Source organism: Streptomyces cinnabarinus (genome assembly GCF_027270315.1).
GTDB lineage: Bacteria > Actinomycetota > Actinomycetes > Streptomycetales > Streptomycetaceae > Streptomyces > Streptomyces cinnabarinus.
Genome location: NZ_CP114413.1, coordinates 9,496,014 through 9,515,199 on the forward strand (window position 1 = coordinate 9,496,014; position 19,186 = coordinate 9,515,199).

Below are 19,186 nucleotides of genomic sequence, written 5' to 3' on the forward strand. Positions count from 1 at the left end.
ACCCGGACAGGGCCCAGATCAGGGCTGTGATGGTGAGGAGGGCCGGCTGCGCATGGGCAGCGGGACGACGGTGGCGCCGCCGCGCAGGGCGTGGTTTTCAAGGGAGAGTTGCCGGATGGCCTCCTCGTACAGCGCGAGGGTTCGGCGCAGGTCGGTGTTCTCCTGCCGTAGTCGGCGGAGATTCTCCTCCTTGAGTTCGTTGGTTTTCGGCAGGGCCGTGCGCGTCTCATTGCGGGCCGCGGGGATTCGGGGCCGGAAGTGGGTGTCGATCAGGTCGGCGTAGTGGCGGTGGAAGGTGGCGTGGGGGATGCCGAGGTGCCGCTCAATGGCGGTGACGGTCGGTCTGCGTCCGCTGGCGGACGCCTCATCCAGGACGGTGTCGATGGCGGCCTTGACGGTGTCGGTGTCAGGCAGAGCGCGTTTCACTCGGCGGGCTCCGGATCGTGGCGGGCCAGGAACGCGGCCGTGGCACGGTGCTGTTCCTGGAGACGGTGGCGGACGTAAGGGGCGAGGCGGGCGCCGTCTTCCAGGGCGTCCTCCAGCTGAGTGAGGTGACCGGCCAGGGCGTTGTGGTTGGCGGGGGTGAGGGCGGTGTTGCGGCAGGCCAGGGGCTGGCAGTCGGCCAGGATCGGTTGGTGGCCGGTGTCGGCGGGGGCGCGGCACAGGGCGCGGTCGGGGTTGTAGACGCAGGTGACGAAGGTCCCCGGGTACAGGTGCGGGTCGTGGCGTGGCACGATGCGGCGCAGGCGGGCTTCGTCGGTGACGACCTGGCCGTCGAAGAGGGTGTGGCGGGCGAATTCGGCGAGCCGGGCTCCGGCCTCGGCTCCAGCCGGTCCGGCCAGTGTCGGACGGTCGACGTCGGCGCCCATCTCGGCGAGGAACTGGCCCCGGGCGAGGGCCTCTTCGGCTTCGACCTCGTCGCGGAACCCTGAGTCGCTGGTGCCGGCGTAGCCCTCGAACATCTGGATCCCCTGGTGGCGGTATTGCAGGGCGCCGGCGATGGTGCCGCCGGGGCGGCGGGCGATGAACCAGGCCAGAGTCCGGCGAAACCGCCGCGTGGTCAGGTGCGGCACCCGCCCGCGCTCCGGCGGGATGCCATCCGGGCGCTGGTGTGCGGTGCAGTAGTCGTTGATCCACCTGATCAGGTCGGTGATGTCGGTGTTGGTCGCGTTGCTGTCCAGCACGCCGAAAGGGCTGCGGCGCTGGCGGTAGCTGCGGGAGGTTAGCGGCGGGGCGAACAGGTAGGGCTGGTTGGCGGGTTGGAAGCGTTCGAGAACGGCGACGGCCCGAGCGACCGGGGCGGTGACGATCCAGGTGGCCTGCGCGCCGTGGGCGTCCTCGCCCTTGAAGGCGAGGCTGTGCAGGCGGTGGCGGTAGACGCGGCCTTCGGGATCGCGTTGGACGCTCAGGCAGCCGCGCTGGAGGTGTTTGGCCTCGGAGTCGCGCATCCCGGAGAGGTAGGCGATCACGATCCAGCAGGCCCCCTGCAGCAGCCGCTCGTATCGCGGCACGTCGTAGTACGAGATCGCCGCCAGCCACGGACGGCCATCCAGCTGTCCGTGGACTCGGTGGGCAAGGGGGCAGTCGGAGTCCACGCCGACCTCGCGCGCGGCCTCGGCGATCAGTCGTTCGGCATCCAGGCGCTCCAGCCGGTCGCGGTCATGGCCCAGCAGCCGGGCCAGGTGGCTGAGGCACGGCGCCGGGTGCGCCGTGCGGCGCAGCCGGCCGATGGGAAGGGCGGGCAGAGGCTGGCGCCGGTGGCGGTATCCGTCCAGCAGCACGGCCAGGGCCGACACCGCGTCGGGGTCGGCCGGGGTCCGGGTGTCGAGGGCGGCGCGCTCGTCACGGGCGGCGAGGACGTCCTCGGCGAAGTCGTCGATCCAGCGCAGCGCCCACGTGAGCAGGGGGCCCATGATCTGCTCAGGGATTCGTTCGGTGAGGTTCTCGCCGAACCGCCGCGGGTTCGCGCGCGCCCACGCCTGCCAGGCCGGGCGCCGCAGCGGGTCGGTGACCAGGGCGTCGGGGATCCGGCTGCGGTAGGCCCACAGCATGCGCACCGCGCGGCGGTAGCGGTACGTGGAGGCGAGGGACAACCGCTGCTCGGCAAGCTCGCGATGGAAGGTGTCAAGGTCCTCTCCGCTCACCTGGGCGAGGACGCGTCCGCGGTCGTGAACCCAGGTGAGGAAACGGCGTACGCAGCTGAAGTAGGTGCGGATGCTGGGGATGGTGAGCGGCAATTCGCCGGGCGGGGTGTCCTGGGTGAGCAGGGTGTAGAACAGGCTCTTGGCCGTGGCCACGAACGGCGACGGAACCGTGCTGAAGTCCAACTTGAGCGACTTGCGGTCGGCCCGCAGCCACGCCGGCGTCAGCCACCACGCGTCGTCGGCGAACCGGGACGTCTCCTCCAGCCGGAATTCGGCGCGCAGCGGTCGCGCGGCCAGCACGAGCGCCCGGTCGGGCACCGGCCAGGACCGTGGAGCGATCTCGACAGGACTGGTCACGCAAGCTCCTTCGGGCCGTCGAGCAGGTCCAGCGGGAGAACCGGCCGGGTGTGGGCCGCGGCGGCGCGCTGCGCCGGGCTGAACCGAGGCAGGATGTCGCGGGTCAAAACCGTCCAGGTCACCCCGTGCCGGGCCGTCCACTGATCGACGTCCCGCCGCTCAAGGTCCTCGCGCAGCGCGTCGGCCAGCGCGAGCAGGGCGGGCAAGTGCCGCTCCAGGACCAGGGCGTTGGGGCAGGCGAAGCAGGCCAGAAACGACTGGCGGCACCGGCCGCCGGCCGGGCTGTCCTCGATGTCCAGGCACGAGGCGGCGAGCGTGTCCAGCTCGCCCGCCTCCGCCTGGCCGAGCGACCGCTTCGAGACGGCGTCCGCGTCCGCGCCGCCCAGTCGCACGACGACGGCGCGGGCATGCCGTTCGGCATCGTGGATCGCCTCGGTCAGCACATCGGCAGCCCACTCGGTGATGAATGGATCCGCCCGCAGGTAGTGCGTGAAGGACGTCTCAGCCGTGTTGGTCAGCCGCGCGGACGGCAGGTGCCCGCCCACCTGCTTGGCCGTCCGCGCCTCGGCCGTCTTCTTCATCCGGGTCAGCATCATCTGCAGCGGTGCCCCATCGTCGCCGACCAGGCCGTGGCCCTCGGCCCACTGCCCGAGCTTCAGCTTGCGCGCCAGCTCGGCGTCGAACGGACCAAGGTGCCCGCCGGTTGAGGCATGGCGGACACCACCCCGGCCGTTGCCCGCCCAGATCGACCACACCGAGGAAGTGCCGGACAGCGCCCGGCTGCGGGCCATCATCCGGTGCAGCAGCAGGTAGAAGCTGCCCATCGTCCTCAACTGCCGTTCAGGATCCACGCTCCAGTGCACGGTCGTACGGGAGTTGGCCTTGCCCCGGCGGCGTTTGACCAGCGTCACCGCCACCGCCCGCTCCTCCATCAGCCGGTGCTCGGCGGGCAGTTCCTTGAGCGTCTCCGGGTTACGGCCGCTCAGCCCGGCCGCGTAGACCAACAGCGGAGCCAGGTCCTGGTCGACCACAAACAGCTGCCGCGCCTGCGCGTAGCAGGCCGCCGGGTACTCGCCCACCGCCAGCCCTCGGTAATCCACCTGGACGCGACCCGTACGCGCCATCGCCTCCAGCCGCGCGCCCTGCTCCCGATCGGTATACGACAGAGCCTCGGGGGTGTCGAGGAAACGGCGCAGCAGCTCCTCGCCCGCCGCGATGCGGTCACGGATGGCCACCACATCCGAGCGGGCCGCGGTCATAACGGCCTGGAACTCGCGATCCGAGTAGCCCGGGCGTACCGCCTGCTGGGCATCCACGCCGTGCCCGGGCTGTCCGGCGTAGTCCACCACGGCGCCGTCCAGTCGGTCCTGGTCCGGCAGCACGCGCACGATCCGCAGCAGATCCTGCAGAGACCGGCGGGCGGACGTCTCCAGGCACGTCTCCCGCCGCGACATCAGGTACCGCTCCAAGTGGCGCACCCGCAGCTCCTCCACGCGCTGCGGCGGCATGGGGAGCTGGCCCAAGAGCAGGAGGAACCGCTTGACCGTCTGCCACTGGCCGCTCGCGGCCCGCTGCGTGCGGCGCCCGCCGCCGGGCCCGATCCGCACCCCGAGCGCGTGGGCGAAGTCCCGGTGCATCCCCGGCAGCGGCAGCTCCGCGAACCGGAACACGCACTCGCGGCCGTCCTCACCGGTGAAGTGCACCACCGGCGCCCCGCCGTCCTCGGGGAACTCCACTGCGGGAGGAGGCTCGTAGAAACCGTCCGGCACGGCTGTGGTACGACCGCGACCCGCACGCGCCCCGCCCTCGATCACGCGTCCACCGCCGACCGCTCCAGCCAGCCTTCCTCGCTGAAGCCCGCCGGCTCCCACGCCCCCTCCGGCACCAACTCCAGCCGCGTGCGCATCTCCAGCTCCTGCAAGGTGTGCAGGTAAACCGCCGTCGTCGTCGCCGACCGGTGACCGAGCCTGATCCGCACCCAGTTCAGCGGATCACCGAACACCCGCTGATACGTCAGCCGCTGCTGCTCGTTCATCTCTCCCAGCGCCTGCAGATGTCCCCGCCACAGCAACTCCAGCGTGATCACCGCGTACGAGTGCCGCAGCATGTGCGGAGTTGCCGCCACGCCGACGCCCTGCACACGGCATCGCTCGTTGGCGTCGGCGAAGACCTGCTTCCACCCGGACGTCGTCATCGGCAGCCCCCACTGGTTCAGCCACACCATCGCCGGCTCCCACCCGCCACCCACCGTGGCCACCAGCAGTCGGCGCCGCTCGGCTGCGTCCAGGCGGGCCACCGGCACCCACCGGCCGCCTATCCGCACTTTGGGCACCGCTGGGTCCTCCACCAGCAGCGACCGGGGCGTGGGGGTGTAGAAGCCGCGCGCGCGGCCGTAGTCGAGCATCTCGGTTCGGTCCCACTCCATGTAGTCGCGTACGTCCCGCAGCACCGAGACCGGCCAGTACACCGCCCGCCCCGAACTCCCCTTGGAGATCGCGTGCGGCAGCATCGCCCGCGCGTTGACGATCCCCGCCCCGGGCGGCGGCAGCTCCGGCAGTTCGAACACCGTCAGCGCCGAGTGCTCGCACAGCCGCAGTCCCGTACGGATCATCGAGTCGGCGTACGCCACGTTCCGCGCCGCCCACCGTCCGCGAAACGCTCGCCTCGGCATCTCCGTCGCGTCGAACCCGCACAGCCCGACATTGCGCCACAGTCGGTACGACATCGGCGGCAGCCACTTCACCTCACGTCGCCCACCGGTGTGTGACGCCTCGGCCGGCACCGTTCGCGCTACGCCGCTACCGGTCCCGCGTGCCCAGGGCGACCACGCCGTAGCCGCGCGCTGGCGGATGGGATTGGCCCGGACGAGATCCTCCTCAATCGCCCACAGATAGAACTGGTTGACCGTGGAGACCTCCCGGTCCCAGCTGGTGTCCTCCACCCGGGGTCCGTGCTCGTCCCGACGACGCCACCACTCATACGCCGCTCGATCATCCATGGACGCATCGCGCCAGTCGCGTTGGCCTCGCCCGAACCACAGAAAATCGAAGTACGTGCGCAGGTCCCGGGCATGGGCGGCCTGGGTGTTCCACGGAGACGACGCCAACCACACCGAGAAGTAGCGGTTCAACGCCACGTCGTATTGACCCGCCGGACTGATCAGGAACGGCTGCCCCTCGGGCACGCCCAGATCGTCCAATCGCTGATCGAGCCCGGAGAACAGAGCACTGAACTCACGTATGAACGGCGTCGCTTCATGTGGCCACGCCGGGTCCCTGCGGGTGAAGCGCACCCGCCAACCCGTGATCGACATGACGCTGGACGATAGCCCGTGGACAGCTCAACAGCGCATAAATGAAGGGTGCTGATCGGCCTGCAGGACGAAGAACAGGAAGCACCGTGCCCGGCTGGCTCTGTCCACGATTTCCGACGGCGGGTGTTCAGCATCTTGGGAGGTGTCTGCTCCGGACTGCGGTTGGTGTTCACGAGATTGAACAGCACGGTTGGTCAGCGGGTCTGGACCCATGTGATCGTGGCGGTAATGACGATGCTGCCGGCAGCCGTACCCATGCCGTGCGCGACACCTGAGGCTTGTACCGTAAATGATCTACGGCGCGGTGGTTGACCTGCCCGTTCGTCTGTTACCCGGCGAGGGTGAGGTTGTGCAGGCGGGCGATGCCGAGCATCGCGTGGTGCACGCCGTCGCCTTTGAGGCGGCAGTCGCGAAGGATCTTCCATGTCTTCATGCGGGCGAAAGCGTGCTCGACGCGGGCGCGGACCTTGCGGTGCGAGGCGTTGTGTTCCTCTTTCCAGGCCGGGAGTTCGGCCTGGCCTCGTTCGCGGCGATGCGGGATGACCAGGCCGGTGCCCCGGTAGCCGCCGTCCGCGATGACTGTGGTGCGGCCGACGGCGTCCTTGGCGCCGGACAGTTCCCAGGCCTTGCAGTCGTTGCGGTTGCCGGGCAGCGGCCGGCCGACCGCGACCACGAGCCGCGTGTCGGCGTCGATGACGACCTGGTGGTTGGTCGAGTACCGGTAGTTCTTCGACTTCTCGGCCACCGCGTGGTCGCGGGTGGGCACCAGGGTTCCGTCCACGATCAGCACCGTGTCCTTCCGGAATGGAGTGCCAGCACGGGCCCGAGATGGTCGACGATGCGGTCCGCCGCGGATTTCGACACCCCGAACAGCGGCGCGAGTTGACGCAGCGTGAGGTTGGTCCGCCAGTACGCGGCGACCAGCAGGACCCGGTCCTCCAGCGGAAGGCTCCAGGGCCGGCCCTTGCGCACCGGGTCCGCGCCCTCGCGCCGCAACGCGGTGATCAACCTGCTGAACTGACGCGGGCTCAGCCCGGTGAACGGGGCTATCCAGGACGACTCCGACGCCGCGATCACACCAGTCACGTCAAGATCATCTCGCCCGTGACCAGCAGTTACGGGACAAGACTTAGGGCGGCCCGGTCGCGGATCCGTCGCCGCAGATGGTTCGACCGCCGGGCCGCGGTCCGCTCGCGGCTGGCCGGGGTCTGCCTCGGGCAAGCAGGCGAGTCGGACGGGTCCTGCTGCCTGGCGTTGTCGAAGGACATGAGTTTCTCCTTCACTTGAATGCTGTTGGCTGTCGGCCGCGCGGGCCGTGCCGGTTTATATGCGGCGTCGTGGGGGTGTCCCCCTGGAGCGCCGTTCATGCGGCGGCCGGTATGACAAAACATGGCGCCGAACGGGCAGCACACCGCTACCCCGACGACAGCGCTGCCCGATCGAGAGGCGGGACCGGATCGAGGCCGACGGCGGATTCGTCGAGGAGAACGAGGAGCAAGGTCCGCCATGTCGGGGGCCGGCTGCCGTGTCCCGTGTGTGGCCTCGATCAGGTTCCGCATCATCTGCGCGCCGGTCGGCAGTGCTGGAGTCGCGGCGCTCACAGTGTCATTGGCCCGGTACGCAGGACCGCCCGCACGGTCTTGGCCGGATGGTCGGTTCCGACCACGAACCCTGAGAGCTCGACGCCCTGGCTCGTGATCTCCCGAAGGCTCCGAGTCCCTGCACCGTCGGCAGCCTCGTCGAAGCCCGGGAGCCGGCACCCTCAGGGCCGGACCTGGTGCGACGTAAGCGGCGCTTGAAAAGTGAGCCGGTTTGCGGCGTGTACGACGTAGTGAACAAAGGCGGGTGGGGTTTCTTGATCAGGGCTCGAGCCTTTTGGTGTTCGTGCAACGTCCAGCTTCTGCTGGACCTGGAGATCCCCCGCACCCTACTTGCTGCCCGAGGCCGGCGGCCCGCTCCCAGGCACCGATCGGCTCACCGCAGCCGGGGTGGCCGTGGTCTCGGTCCCGGACTGCGGGCACAACATCATGCTGGACAACCCCGAAGGCTTCACCCGTGCCACCTCGGCAGCGCTCTCGGACCACGTCCACTCGCAGCGCCAAGGCGATGCAACGGCGCAGCCCGCTGCTGCCGGTGGCGTCGATCCGGGTGAGCCATGGCACCTGCTCGAGCATGCTTTGGTAGGGACGGGTGCCGGGGCCTGTGAGGAGGGCGCGGAGCTCGTCGGGAACGGGATTGGGGACCAGGCACAGCCAGGCCAGGCCGACGCCGTTACGGGCCTCGGGCAGTCGCCCGGGATCCGACCACAGGCCCCGGGCCCACCGGGGAGCGTGTTCATGATGGTGTTCGCGGGCGAGTTGGGCGATCGCCGGGATCAGAGACGCCCGGACTACCGCATCGTCTTCCTCCGCCAGCCTGGACCGCAGAGCAGTGGAAAGGAGGGTGACCTCGCCGGCCGACGCCGCCGGAACGTAGGCGGTCGCGGAGCGGACCTCGGGGTCGGGGTCGCAGAGCAGCGGCAGCAGAATGTGCAGGTTGTCCATCACGGCCTGACGGGCGGCCTGGATCGTTCAGTCCACTGGGCACATCGTGCTGCCCTCAACCATCAACGGCTCCTCGGCGACCTGGAGCAGGCCTTCCCGCGATCCGTCCCCCATGTACTGACACCGCCCGATCTCGTCGATCAGGCGAAGGCTATCGGCACGCAGTTCGGGGCGCCCGGCCACCGCGATCCGGAGCAGGAGCGGTACCGCCAGTGCTCCTGCCGCGGTCGTGCCGCCCTGATGGTGAAGACTCGTCCAGAGCTGCCACAAGGCCTTGTCGGTAGCTTCGGCGCCCCCGGAGACGAGGGTGGCGAGCAGGGCCAGAGAACCCCTCGCCCGGGCCGTCAGGCGGGCGCTCGACGGCGTCCTTGCAGGGGGCTGCGACGACCAGCCCGGGGGCGCCAGCTGTCCAGCGGGTGCTGCGTGGGGGTCGTTCACCAGGCGTCGCCGATGTTGAAGTTGGCGGCATAGGCATTCCACTCGGATCTAAGGCGATCAGGAGATATCCGCCGACCGCTGTCAGGCCGTCGTGCAGCTTCTCTGCCAGTTCCCACCGTGAGATCGCCGCCATCGGCCCGGCCGGTTTTCGGCTCAGCGGGGCGGGCGCGATCATGGGACGAGTACGACCGGACCGTGGAACAGGGAATCCCATGACTTTGCAGGAAGGCCAGCGCGTCAAGCTGGCCGCTGATCTTCGTCTGAGTGACCCGATCGAGGTGTCCGGGGCGGTCATTGGCATCCTTTCCCTCGCCGCCGACACCGTAGGAACCGTAGTAGAAGTCACGGAGCACGTCCGCGAGGATGCCGACGTCCGCGAGTACGAGCGGCTCAAGTCGCTGCTCGATTCTTACGGTGACGGCATGCCCCCGGAGAGCAGGCGGCAGCTGGAGCAGAAGGTTGGCGCGCTGCAGCCGGCGTGGGTGGCGTTCCAGGAACAGGGAGCACTGGTGACGGTGCGGGTCCGCTTCGACAACGGGCTCATCCTGGGCGCATCGCCGCAGGACCTTTATGTGCCCGTGTGAGAGCGGTGGCGAGGCCGCGCGTCCTTGCTGAACCGACACCGGGCCCGGAGTCAGGGGTGTGCTGCACGATCGGGTGACATCGTGACCTGCCCAACAGACGCTGGTTTGCTGGCTCTTCTTGCCAAATAGTTCGCCGGTTTCGTTCATCGCGGCGCAGAATGATCGACGACGGCGTCATGCGTCGTCTCCGCCGGCCGGTCGAGGGGGCTGCCGGTGCGAACTCACAGGACACAGAGGGGGGTTCTGCCGTGCGCAGATCCAGACGCACGCTGGGTGCCACGTTCGCTGCGGTGCTCGGTTCCGTACTGCTGGCGATACCGGGGGCCATGCCGGCGTACGCGGCGACCGGTGTGTCGTTGCCGCTGTACCAGCTCGCCGACATGAAGGTCGACGGCAGCCATCAGAAGATCTTCCTCAGCATGCCGGCCGGCGCCGACGGCCGCGTAGTGGTGACGGACTACAACGGGAAGAGCACGTGGCTGGGCGGCCTCCCGGGGGCCAGCGGGCTGGCGCTCTCGCCCGACAACCAGACCCTGTACGTGGCCGCGCGGGACATCGACACCATCGTGGCGTACGACACCGCGACGCTGGCGGAGACCGCGCGCTACCACGTCGGTGACGGCACAGCCCCGTTGGGCGTGGCGGTCGCGGGTGGGAAGCTGTGGTTCGGCTACGGCGTCAGCGGGGACCTCGGCTCGATCGACGTGCGCGGCCCCGAGCCGGTCGTCGAACTGGGGCTGGACAGTTCGCTGGACTTTGGGGCGGAGCTCGTCACCTCCCCCGCCGACCCGAACGTGCTGGTGGTCGGCACCGGTGACCCCAACCGCAACACCCTCACGGTGTACGACGTGAGCAGCGGCATGCCCGTGATGGCCAAGCGGCGGGTGCTGTCCGGGACCGAGATGAACGGTCTGCGGGACATCGACGTGACACCGGACGGCCGTACGATCCTGACCGCCGCCCTCATATCGCCGGGGTACCGGGCCTTCCGCCTCGACGATCTCTCGGACGTGGCGACGCATACGGCCCCGGCCTCGCCCCTGGCCGTCGCCGCCGGACCCGACGGCAGGGTGGCGGGGGGCGCCCAGAACACCAGCGCCGACGTCCCGGACGTGTCCTTCTACGCTCCGGCTGCCCCGGATCCGCTGACCACGGTCGAGCTGGGCGCCGCCACGCAGAGCCCGGTGGTCCGGGGCCTGGCCTGGGCGCCGGACGGAAGCCGGCTCTTCGCCGTGACGGGGGAGAGCGGGGTCATGGGGCTCCGGTTCCACTCTCTCCAGGTCAACACCACGGTGCAGACAGCGATCGCCCTCGACGCGCCGGCGACCAGCAGGAAGGGCCGGACGCTGACCCTCACCGGCACGCTGACCCCCGGAATCGCTCCCGGCACCACGGTCACGGTCACACGCCACGACGCCACCAACCCTGAAGGCGTCTCCCTGGGCGCCGTACCGGTGGCGGCCGACGGCACCTTCACGGCGACCGACGCCCCGGCCAAGCCCGGCGAGGTCCGCTACGTCGTGGCGTACGGCGGTGACCACTGGCACGCCGCCTCCTCGGCTGAGGCGACGGTCGAGATCACCCGCAACTGATTCCCTGCCCGGAGCACACGATGAAGGGCCAGTTCAAGGGGGCATGCTGCTCCCTTGAACTGGCCCTTGTGCTGGCCCTGGAGCCGGCCCCTTGGCTGTGCTCACGGCCGTTGCGCTCTACGCGAGGATCAGAAGGATGAAGATCGCACAGACGATGATGGTGACCAGCCAGCTGTTGCTGATCAGCCAATCGCGGACGCCCGGCATTGCCCTTCCGCGCGAGGGCCGGAGAGCTGGCGAACGCACAGCGGTAGCGCGGCCATCAATACGGTCAGAGCGATGAACGCAAGGGCTTCGGCGCAGGAGCTTCCGCCCACCGGGAGTCGGCCCAGGCGCCGTGGGGTGGGCCTCGGTTCGGGCGAGCGCGGCCTGGACGGCGTCGCGTTGAAGCCGGAGGCAGGTGCCGATCGTCTCGGTGTCGGCGAGCTGGCGGTCGAGGTGGGCCAGATCGCGCGGAGGCGCGGGGGATCCGGCGACATCTAGTCCATGCGTTCGATTCAAGCGCTGGGTCCGCGTCCGGTCGAGGCGGGGTCACGAACGCGCTGCAGTGCAGAGGGCCAGGCTCCGAGCTACCTGGGGGCGGCCCACGCCTCGGGCCCACCCCCTCGCCACTCGATCATGGCTGTCCGGACGACGTCCATCTCGGCCCACTCAGGGAGGCCCTCGGTCGGTAGTGGTCGGAGCTGGAGCGCATGCGCAACCGCCCCAACACCTCCGGACGACTTTCCGTGTACGGCGCCCGGGTCACCATCACCGCCGACGGTGAGACGACTCTGACACGCGGCGGTCCACGACCCTCTCAAATCGGAGGCAGTTGATCACTGTCACAGGCACGTCTGCCGGGCCGTTCAGGAACACCCCGGAGGAAACGGGCCGTCGCCATATGGACCCCGAAGCCATCCGGTGATCAGACAGCGCCTTCGGCTCGATCAACGCCCGATCCGCGTCGTCCAGGAAGAACCACCGCTCCAACTCCGTACGGGACGGCGCCCCGTCCTCAGCCCCCGGGACACCCGCGCGTCCGCGATCAGGACGCGGCGTCAAACCAGTCATGGGCGCCTCAGTACTTCTGCCGGGTTGTTGGTGCCGGGTCTGCTGGAGCGGATGGTGTTGGCGCAGTGGTCGTGGATGCGTCCTCCGGTGCTGGTTGCTGTTCCGGTGGGGCTGAATGCGGTGTACGGCAGGCGCGTCTGCATGTCGCCGACGCCAAGCCGACGGAACTGTCACGGAGTCCGTCGAACCGCGGTCCAGCGCGGTTTCCGGCAAGCTCTCAGTCCGGGCCTTCTACCTGGACATCGCCCAGTGGGCTCTTGACGAGCCAGAACGCTGGGGGCCATGGGCGGCACCCGCCCCCATCAGCGAGGCTGAATGCTCAGCAAAGAAGCTCGAAAAGCTGCAAAAGTCCAGGAAAGACCAGCGGACTCGTGAGCGCTTGCCCGTGCTGCCCACGCTCGTCCGAGTCGCCGACCGCCGGCTGAAGGAAGCCCGTCTTCGCCTCGAAGCTCTCCATGCCGCGGCGCCAGGATCCACGTTCACAGTGCTCGGCGAGGCCTTCACTGCCCCGCGCTTCACGAATCGCCCAGAGGGGCGGGCAGCGAGCGTCCGCGACGAGTACGGCCGCCGCCGGTTGCTCGCGACCGAGGAAAAGGTCGCGTTCTGGGCCTGGGCAACGATCGAGATCTTCCGGCATACCGGCATTCGCATCGAAGAGCTCCGGGAACTCGGCCACCACAGCATCCTCAGCTACAAGCTCCCAACCACCGGGCAAGTGGTTCCGCTGCTGCAGGTCGCACCGTCGAAGACCGATCAAGAACGGCTCCTGCTCGTCAGCCCTGAACTCGCTGACGTGCTTAGCGCGATCGTGTCGCGCGTCCGTGGCTCGGACGGGAGCGTCCCCTTGGTCTCCAGTTATGACCAGCACGAAGGCGTCTGGAACCCTCCCATGCCGCTGCTCTATCAGTGGAACGTCTCCGGCCAGAACCGGCCGCTCGCGGAGAGCACGATCCGCAAGGCGATCAACCAGACCCTCGAAGCCACTGGGCTCACTGACAGCGCGGGCAAGCCGCTGAGGTTCCAGCTCCACGACTTCCGTCGGATCTTCATCACCGACGCGATCCTCAGCGGCCTTCCACCGCACATTGCCCAAGTCGTTGCAGGTCGCAACAACATCAACAGCACGATGGGCTATGCGGCGATCTATCCGGTCGACGCGATCGAGTCCCACCGGGCTTTCATCGCGCGCCGGCGGGCACTCAGGCCCGTCGAGGAATATCGCGCTGTCACGCCCTAGGAGTGGAACGACTTCCTCGGCCACTTCGAGAAGAGAAAGCTCGCCCTCGGCAGCTGCGGACGAGCCTACGGAACGGACTGCATCCACGAGCACGCATGCGTTCGCTGCCCCGTGCTCATCGTGGACTTCGGCGAGATGTCCCGCTTGGTCGAGATCCGCGACAACCTTGCCGACCGGATCAGGGAAGCCGAGCGCGAGGGATGGCTGGGGGAGGTCGAAGGGCTATCCACCAGCCTGGCCGCTGCCGAAGAGAAGATCGCGGAGATCACCGCCAGACACGACCGCAAAGCCTCGCCCGTCTTCCTCGGTGTTCCGACCCTCCAGCAGATCACAGCCCGCTCGGTCGGCTCACCCGAGGCTTCGCCCTGACGAACCATCTGCGCGCGAAGTGCTCGACGTCGTCTCGGCAGGGTGACCACCCCGTTTCCATGGCCTCGGCCAAGCTGCCTTGCAGTCCGGCCGAGGCCTTCCTGCCGCCCGAACGTGCCCTGATCTGGGGAAATGAGTGCACCCGTCAGGGCCGCCGACGGGCCGCAAAAATTTCTCGCGATTCCTCTCTCACAGTCTCCGGCTCCTCCCGCTGTCTATAGGCAGATCGCCCGCGCGAGAGGCGGTCTTCGATCTCACCGCCGCCGACGCCGAGAGGAACCGATGAACGGGAGCGACAAGAACGGGAGGAGGGTCCCGCACCAGCACGTCCCCGCTGGCGTCCTGTGCCACGAGGCGCAGAAACAGTGGGACGCCTACGTGAAGATGCGCAAGACCCTCTGGAAGTCCGCGTGCGCCCGCGCTGGGCGCGACCATGCGGATGACATCTGCTCGAAGGTGGCGATCGCCTTCTACCGGCGCCTGTTGTCGGGCCCGTTGAACGAGAGCGTCGCCCCGTACCTGTGGACGATGATCAAGCGTCACACGGGCCAGCACCTCAGCGAGCTGTCTGCCCGCGCTGAGAACTTCGTGGGCGACGAGACCTCGAATCTGGAGGACCCCGCCAACTACATCAGCGTCCACTTCACGAGCCAGGTCGAGCTCGTCGAGGCGATGGCTGTGTTGAAGAAGGAGTTCAGCACGCTCCAGCTCCGTGCGTTCGTACTTGCCGAGGCGTATGGCCTGAAGGCACCGTCGATCGCCGAGCTCATCGACACCACGCCCGGCAACGTGCGTGACGCGCTTCGCCACGCCCGCCGCAAGCTCGGAACCCGACGAGTCGGTGCCCGCCTGGGAGTCGTGTCCGACGACGATTAGTCGCTTCCAGGAGCCCTGGGCTGGTCCGCAACGACGACGGCTCAGCCCGTAGCTCCGAGTGGGGGCTCATCGTCAGCCGCCATCCCGACAGAAGGAAAGGAGGAGAACCAGCTGGAACTGAGGGTCCACGGCCAGGGGACAGCGGCCGCGGAGCTCTAGAAGCGAGTGAATCCGCGGCCGGCCGGCAAGCACGAGCCGCGGATCCACACCAGAACCGGACGAAAGTCCGGACGACCTCATGGTGAACGCCTCCCTGCGAGGCACTTCTTACGGAACGGAAGGTTGGCATGGGTAACCACATCCACCGCGGGTACTTCGCGGTGATCGCCACGGTGATGGCCGTTTGGGCGTGGATCGGCTGCCGGGTCGAGGCGGCTTTGTTGCTGCTGCCTCCCCGCAGCCCGGTCGTCGGACCGGCTCGCCGGGAGCGCGGTCCGCGGACCCGAGTCCACGGCCGCGTCGAAGGGCTGACGACTGGAAGGTAAACCATCGGTAGTGGAGCCGGACCCTCTCACAGTGAGGGCCCGGCTTCGCTGCTTCTAGGTACTGGCGCATCGACGCGTCGGGCCCGCCGCCCCCAGGCTCTCCAACCCCGGGCGGCGGGCTGGTCCTCCCGAAGGAACACCATGACCACGATCCCCTCTGACGGCGGCAAGAGCCAGGACTTCCCGACCGTGACTCGTACGGACTCCGTCACACTCCGGCTGGAGCTCGCCGAGGGTAATCTCGCCTGCTGCCGTCAGAAGCTCGCCGACGCCGAGCGCGAGGCCCGGGAACTCAGGCGTCAGCAGCGACGGGAACACCGGCAGGAACTCCGGGCCCGGCGACACCAGCGGCGCCGGGCCCTCTCCGCGAAGGCCGTCCACCTGACCGCCACCGCCTCCCCCGTGATGCTCACCTTTGTCGGGGCCATCGCGTTCCTCGTCGCCATCGTCTTGATGGTGAGCGGTTTGGGGGCCGCCAACGCCCTCGCCTTGGCGGCCGCCGCGTGGGGCGGTGCCGCTGCGATCCGTTCCCTACGCAAGTAGAGCGGGACGGGAAGCTTTCCTCCTGTTATCAAGGCCCTCGCCATTCCTTCCGGTGAGGGCCTTCGCCATGTGCACCGGCTCCAAGAGCACCGCGGCTAGTTCAGAGAAGCGAGTTGTCCCGTCTGGGCGGCTTGTGATGGTGGGCATGGGGCGGGGTGATGTGATGGCAGCCGGTTGCACCGCGCTGGTTCTCCACCGGGACCCGGCTCGTGGGTGTCGAGCGCGCTCCTTGCCAGCGCCTGGGTCTGGCGTCCCGGTGAATTTCCAGCGGGTCATCCCGCCGCAGCTTGGATACAGCCGAGGCATTCCGGCGGCTCAATCAGCACTGCCCGGATCTGAACCGAACGTACGACCTGGTGCGCCAGTTCGCTGCCAGGCTCGACGCCCGCGATGCCACCCTCGGGCGAACGAGCCGCCGGGTAGCGCTGAGGGCGCATCAGGGACTGTTGGGCAAGATCGGCAGCGCCGATTCGTCGCCCCCGTTCCCGCGCATCCGCAGACCAGTGACGGCGCGAGCTCGCCCGGGGCCCCGTCCCACCGCCACGCCCGCCCACCCCTGCCACGCAATCTTCGAGGGCTGGCAGATCACATCGCGTCCATCCCTCATCTGCTAGTCCCCGGGCCGGGGACAGGAGGACCGTTACGAAGTGCACGGTGCGTACCTCGATGCCGAGGGGCCCGCGGCCGGATCCCTTGTCCCACCGCCGCCATGTGCGTCGCCATCCCGAGGCAGACGCCGTACGACATGGCCGCGGGGACGTCGACATCAGGCATGCGACCGACGTCTTGCCATACCCGGGCCTGGTCCAGCCCGCTGTGCGTGCCGGTTGTTCACCGCTGCTGACGGTAGCGTCAGATCGGTGGAGGGGATTCTCGTCAGGCCCCTGCCAGAATCCGCCAACTCGCGCTCTGTTCGGTCCCTGGTGATCACATTCGTTCACCTTGGGGCAGAACCGCAATACCGCCCTCGCGGCCCGTGGCACGCGTGTTGAATCCGGCCGTTCGAAGTTCCACGCCCTGGCGGAACACCCAGGGCAGCGCCCCCTGGAGAAGAGATGTCCGGCCCGGAAGTCGTGATCTCGTGTGTCGTCGGATGGGCCGCGCACATACCGCGCAGAGGCGGCCGACCGGCCGACACCGAGGCCGACAGGGCCTTGGACGCGGGCATGCAGCGGGTTCACGACCTAGTCACTGCCCGCCTGGAGGAAGAGCCGCGGTTCCGGCTGCTGTGGGCCGAGATCGAGGCCGGTGGGGCACCGGCCGGGGAGACCCTCGACGCGGCGGCGCGGGCGCTGGGGGCCGCATCCGACGACGACCCCGAGTTCGCGGCGCGGCTGCACACGCTGATGGAGGAGGTCGAACAGTTGCGGTGCGCGGCCGGCGCACCGGCGCTCCACGTGGCTGGTGACCTGAATGTCAGGGCGGGTGGTAGCAGTGTGGCGGCCGCCGTGATCACCGGCGGGGTGACGGTCGCAAACCCTCCGCACCCCGGGACGGAACAGCGCTGACCGTCCCGGGAGCGCCCCATGGCCATCCGGAAGCCTTGGGCATCAACGCGTACAACGGCGCGGTGGCCGCGCTGCACATCGACCGCGTCGAACAACATGTGAGGCTTGAGGACCCGCTGACCTTGGTCCTCAACCGGCTGCGGCAAACCGTCCGTGCCCATGAGAGCGCGGAGTGCTTCCGTCTGCTCGGCGAGGACGTCGCCCGGATCGACCTCGCCTACACGCTGCGCCCGGAAGCGAACAGGGAAGCGAAAGGGGCCGCGCTGCACGGTCGGCTCACGGCCAGTGGCGAGGGCATCCATGACGTGGCCGCGTACTACCGCGCCATCACCCCCCGTCGGCTGGTGGTTACCGGTGCTCCCGGCGCGGGCAAGACCGTGTTGGCGCTGGACCTGATCGTCGCGCTCACCGGCCCCGACTCGGTGGGGCAGCCGGTCCCCGTCCGGCTGTCGACGGCGGCCTGGGATACCAGCGTGCCGCTCGACGCCCACCTGACGGAGCATCTGATCGTGACCTACCGCGTGGCCAAGGATGATGCCGAGCGGCTGGTGACCAGTCGGCTCGTGCTGCCCGTACTGGACGGCCTGGACGAGATGGACGAGACGCTGCCCAACGGAGAGGCCGATCCCCGCGCCCCGCGGGCGACGGCCGTCCTCAACGCGCTCAACAGCTACCTTGACGGCACCGACCTCGCGGCTGTGATCCTCACTTGCCGCACCCGGCACTTGGACGCGCTGGTAGAAAATCTCGGCGCGCAGCCGCGACGGCAACTGCTGCGCGCCGCCCGTATCGAGATTGTTCCGGTCGACGCCCCCGACGCGGTCTCCTATCTGCGCGGCCGGACCACGGAGCCGGCCCGCTGGGAGCTGCTGCTGCGCGCCCTGGAAGACGCCCCGGACGGCACCCTGGCACGATCCCTCTCCACTCCCTGGCGGCTCTGCCTGATTGCGACGGTCTTCCGCGACACCGGTGACCCTTGCGAACTGCTGCGCCACGCGAAGCCGGACGAGCTGGACCAGTTCCTGCTGGCCAGGTACCTGCCCAGGGTCGTCGCCCAGCACAATGCGGCGGGGGGCCACCGGCGCTACCCACCCGACCGGGTGCATCGGTGGCTGCATCAGATTGCGTCCTATCTGGAGCATCCGAGGCCGGAGCAGGTCGTGCACCCGGACGAGCACAGCCGTACGGACATCGACCCCTACCGGTTGTGGCCGCTGGCCAATTGGTCACTGGTCGCGGAGATCGACTGCAGGGTCCCGTACTACGTCGGTCTCTACGGCCTGTTATGTCTGTCGGGGCTGGTCGCCCTGGCCGGCGTCCCGTCCGACTGGGTGCTCGGCGGGCCCGCGATCGTACTGTTCTTCCTGAACTTCGGGCTGGGACGGTCGCACTTCAGCTCGACCACGGGCCGCCTCGTCTGGGCCGGCTGGGCGCAAATCGACTGTCCGCGCGAGCAGCGCAGACGGCGCGGTGCCGTCGCCGTCGCCGTCCTCGGCGGTGTCGGCGGCGGGTTCTGCTTCGCGATGGACGGGCCGCTGCCGCAAAGCCTGCTGACCGGTGCTGCCGTGGCCTTGTTCACGACTCTGTACCTGCTATTGGTGAGCATCGCGTTGCAGAAGGACCCGTCCCCTGCGGTACGACCGCGCCGCTTGATGCGCGGAGACATCCGGTACCGCCTGCTGCTGGGGTTGGCGAACGGCGGCATGATCGGCTCCCTCGCGGCGGGGTTCAGCGGGGTGAAGGCCGGCGTCAGTGTGGGCCTGGTGTGCGGGCTCGGCATGTGCGGACTGCTCAGCGGCACCGCCGTCCGGCGCTACGTGGTCTTCGTCAGCATCGCGCGGTGCGGCGGGAAGCTCCCACTGCGCCTGGGAGCCTTCCTGGACTGGGCACTCGACGCGGGCCTGCTACGACTCTCGGGCTCCGTGTACCAGTTCCGGCACCGCGAGCTCCAACACTGGCTCGCGGCCCATCCTCCTCAGCGCCCGTCACGGTCCCGCTGACGTCGGACGACCAGGAGATGGTGGCTGTGCCGCTGAGGCGTTCCGGCCATCACGTCGGTTGTCGACAGATGGATCACAGGAGGCCAGGCGGGCGGCGCTGGGCGAGCTCGTAACTCCAGCGGTGCGCTGATGTGGGCCTCTCCT

The 19,186-nt window shown here is 69.0% G+C and carries 14 protein-coding genes and 2 pseudogenes; 10 read left to right on the forward strand and 6 right to left on the reverse strand.

Annotation, left to right across the window (positions count from 1 at the left end; genetic code table 11):
* Positions 1 to 18: 18 nt before the first annotated feature.
* From STRCI_RS42790 to STRCI_RS42810, 5 genes and pseudogenes are all read right to left on the reverse strand, one after another.
* On the reverse strand, positions 19 to 426 hold the full coding sequence (locus STRCI_RS42790) for a hypothetical protein (protein ID WP_269664382.1): 408 nt from the start codon (positions 424 to 426) through the stop codon (positions 19 to 21).
* On the reverse strand, positions 423 to 2,501 hold the full coding sequence (locus STRCI_RS42795; RefSeq protein WP_269664383.1) for a site-specific integrase: 2,079 nt from the start codon (positions 2,499 to 2,501) through the stop codon (positions 423 to 425). Before STRCI_RS42795 ends, STRCI_RS42790 begins: the two co-directional genes overlap by 4 nt.
* A complete protein-coding gene (locus STRCI_RS42800) occupies positions 2,498 to 4,237 on the reverse strand; it encodes a hypothetical protein (RefSeq protein ID WP_269664384.1) in 1,740 nt (579 codons plus the stop codon). Before STRCI_RS42800 ends, STRCI_RS42795 begins: the two co-directional genes overlap by 4 nt.
* Before the next feature lie 74 nt (positions 4,238 to 4,311).
* The gene (locus tag STRCI_RS42805; RefSeq protein ID WP_269664799.1) at positions 4,312 to 5,700 is read right to left on the reverse strand and encodes a site-specific integrase; all 1,389 of its coding nucleotides are present in this window, start codon (positions 5,698 to 5,700) and stop codon (positions 4,312 to 4,314) included.
* A gap of 442 nt (positions 5,701 to 6,142) precedes the next feature.
* A pseudogene (locus STRCI_RS42810) lies at positions 6,143 to 6,900 on the reverse strand (transposase).
* An 808-nt stretch (positions 6,901 to 7,708) separates the two neighbouring features.
* Here STRCI_RS42810 and STRCI_RS42815 point away from each other — a divergent pair.
* Positions 7,709 to 7,892, forward strand: a pseudogene (locus STRCI_RS42815) (alpha/beta fold hydrolase); the annotation flags it as partial.
* A gap of 492 nt (positions 7,893 to 8,384) precedes the next feature.
* Here STRCI_RS42815 and STRCI_RS42820 read toward each other — a convergent pair.
* Complete coding sequence (locus STRCI_RS42820; protein ID WP_269664813.1) at positions 8,385 to 8,795, reverse strand: hypothetical protein; 411 nt, start codon at positions 8,793 to 8,795, stop codon at positions 8,385 to 8,387.
* A gap of 212 nt (positions 8,796 to 9,007) precedes the next feature.
* Here STRCI_RS42820 and STRCI_RS42825 point away from each other — a divergent pair, with 212 nt between their 5' ends.
* The 9 genes from STRCI_RS42825 to STRCI_RS42865 all read left to right on the forward strand — a co-directional run bounded on the left by STRCI_RS42825 (position 9,008) and on the right by STRCI_RS42865 (position 19,042).
* Complete coding sequence (locus tag STRCI_RS42825) at positions 9,008 to 9,379, forward strand: hypothetical protein (protein ID WP_269664385.1); 372 nt, start codon at positions 9,008 to 9,010, stop codon at positions 9,377 to 9,379.
* A gap of 248 nt (positions 9,380 to 9,627) precedes the next feature.
* Positions 9,628 to 10,971 carry a WD40 repeat domain-containing protein gene (locus STRCI_RS42830; RefSeq protein ID WP_269664386.1) on the forward strand — a complete coding sequence of 448 codons (1,344 nt, stop codon included), beginning with the start codon at positions 9,628 to 9,630 and terminating at the stop codon, positions 10,969 to 10,971.
* A 279-nt stretch (positions 10,972 to 11,250) separates the two neighbouring features.
* Positions 11,251 to 11,454, forward strand: coding sequence for a hypothetical protein (locus STRCI_RS42835; RefSeq protein ID WP_269664387.1), 204 nt, complete (start codon positions 11,251 to 11,253; stop codon positions 11,452 to 11,454).
* 955 nt (positions 11,455 to 12,409) lie between these two features.
* Positions 12,410 to 13,261 (forward strand): tyrosine-type recombinase/integrase, encoded by an 852-nt coding sequence (locus tag STRCI_RS42840; protein WP_269664388.1) that lies wholly within the window; start codon positions 12,410 to 12,412, stop codon positions 13,259 to 13,261.
* A gap of 120 nt (positions 13,262 to 13,381) precedes the next feature.
* Complete coding sequence (locus STRCI_RS42845) at positions 13,382 to 13,630, forward strand: hypothetical protein (protein ID WP_269664389.1); 249 nt, start codon at positions 13,382 to 13,384, stop codon at positions 13,628 to 13,630.
* A 282-nt stretch (positions 13,631 to 13,912) separates the two neighbouring features.
* A complete protein-coding gene (locus STRCI_RS42850; RefSeq protein ID WP_269664390.1) occupies positions 13,913 to 14,506 on the forward strand; it encodes a sigma-70 family RNA polymerase sigma factor in 594 nt (197 codons plus the stop codon).
* Positions 14,507 to 15,132: 626 nt separating this feature from the next.
* A complete protein-coding gene (locus STRCI_RS42855) occupies positions 15,133 to 15,534 on the forward strand; it encodes a hypothetical protein (RefSeq protein WP_269664391.1) in 402 nt (133 codons plus the stop codon).
* Positions 15,535 to 16,589: 1,055 nt separating this feature from the next.
* Complete coding sequence (locus STRCI_RS42860; RefSeq protein WP_269664392.1) at positions 16,590 to 17,042, forward strand: hypothetical protein; 453 nt, start codon at positions 16,590 to 16,592, stop codon at positions 17,040 to 17,042.
* Positions 17,043 to 17,077: 35 nt separating this feature from the next.
* The gene (locus STRCI_RS42865; RefSeq protein ID WP_269664393.1) at positions 17,078 to 19,042 is read left to right on the forward strand and encodes an NACHT domain-containing protein; all 1,965 of its coding nucleotides are present in this window, start codon (positions 17,078 to 17,080) and stop codon (positions 19,040 to 19,042) included.
* The last annotated feature ends 144 nt before the right edge of the window (positions 19,043 to 19,186 follow it).